This is a genomic window from Streptomyces sp. NP-1717 (assembly GCF_022695985.1).
In the GTDB taxonomy this organism is placed as follows: Bacteria; Actinomycetota; Actinomycetes; order Streptomycetales; family Streptomycetaceae; genus Streptomyces.
In genome coordinates, this window is sequence record NZ_JAAPBF010000447.1 from 1 (window position 1) to 1,748 (window position 1,748).

The window sequence follows — 1,748 nt, forward strand, 5'->3', positions numbered from 1 at the left end:
GGTGAGCTGTTGGGGGGTGAGGTTGTCGATGGTGGCGTCGTCGAGGACGCCGGCGGTGTGGATGACTGCGGTGAGGGGGTGTTCGGCGGGGATGGTGTCGAGCAGTGCCTTGAGCTGCTGTCGGTCGGCGGTGTCGCATGCGGCGATGCGGATGTCCGCGCCGAGTGCGGTCAGTTCTTCCTGAAGCTCTTGTGCGCCGTCCGCGTCGGGGCCGGTCCTGCTGGTCAGCAGTAGGTGGCGTGCGCCGTGTGTGGTGACGAGGTGGCGGGCGGTGAGGGCTCCGAGGGTGCCGGTGCCGCCGGTGATGAGGGTGGTGCCGTCAGGGTTGAGGGTGAGGGTGTTGCCGGGTGCGGGGGTGTGCCGGGTGAGGCGCGGGGCGAGTATGTCCCCGTTGCGGAGGGCGAGTTGGGGTTCGCCGGTGGCGATGGCGTGGGTGAGTTGCTTGGTGCTCTTGGGCTGATTATCGGTGTCGATGAGGGTGATGCGGTGGGGGTGTTCGTTCTGGGCGCTGCGGATGAGGCCCCAGAGCGGTGCGTGTACGAGGTCGGTGCCGGTCTCATCGGGGTGGGTGGTGACGGCGCCCTGGGTCAGAACGACGAGGTGGCGGTCGGTGTTGGCGGGGTCGGCGAGCCAGTCCTGGAGGATCTGGAGCGTCTGGGCGGCGACCTGGCGGACCTGCGCGGGGACGGACAGGTCCGGGTGTTGGTCGAGGTGGGTGAAGGTGCCGGTGGTGAGGTGGAGATCGTCGGGTGAGTTGCCGGCGGCGAGGATCAGGTCGTGGGAGACCGGTTCCGGTGTCTTGGAGGCGCTGGTGGCTGTGGGCAGGGGTGTCCACTCGACCGCGAACAGCCGGTTGTGGGTACTCGTCCCGGCCGCCGCCAACTGCGCCATGTCGATGGGGCGCAGAGCCACACTCTCGACCTGGGCCACCGGCTGCCCAGCCGCATCCGCGAGGAACACGCGGGCCGAGCCCGGACCGGACTGGCGGAGGTGCACGCGCAGAGAGGTGGCACCTGTGGCATAGAGGCTGATGTCCCGCCACAGGGACGGTAGTTGAGCTGCTTCGTCGCTCGACTGCGGCGCCTCAAGACCAAGGACGTGGAGGGCGGCGTCGAGGAGTGCGGGGTGGATGCCGTAGCCGGTGACGTCTGTGTCGGGGTCGAGTTCGATCTCGGCGTAGAGGTTGTCGCCGTCGCGCCAGGCGGCGGTCAGTCCCTGGAAGGCGGGACCGTATTCGTTGCCGCGTGCGACAAGCTCGGAGTAGACATCCGCCGGTGCCACGCGCCGGGCCTCCGCAGGCGGCCAGGCAGTGAGATCGGCCTCCGTCGCCGGAAGCGTTGAGGACAGAGCGCCGGTGGCGTGCAGGACCCAGGGTGCGTCCGATTCCTGTCGTACGTGAACCGTGACGCGCAGGTCGTCGGAGTCGGGCAGTGGCGCCGTCATCAGTTGGAGCTGGAGAGTGCCCTGTTCAGGGACGACCAGCGGCTGGTGCATCTCCAGCTCGGCCAGATGCGGATGGTTTGTGTGGTGTCCGGCGTGGAGGGCGAGGTCGATGTAGGCGGTTGCGGGGAGAACGTTGGTGCCGGTGACGGTGTGATCGCTGAGCCAGGGATGAGTGTGCTGATTAAGTGTGCCGGTGAAGACAGTGGTGTGCGTGGTGCTGTCGGCGAGCTGTATGGCTGCGCCGAGGAGGGGGTGGTTGGTGTGCTGGAGTCCGAGGGTGGTGGGGTCGCTGCTGGTTCCGGTCA

General features: G+C 68.3%; 1 protein-coding gene. It reads right to left on the reverse strand.

Going from position 1 to position 1,748, the window contains the following annotated elements:
* Positions 1-1,748 (reverse strand): SDR family NAD(P)-dependent oxidoreductase (locus GXP76_RS35375; protein ID WP_242575716.1); only part of this gene is annotated, 1,748 nt, incomplete at both ends.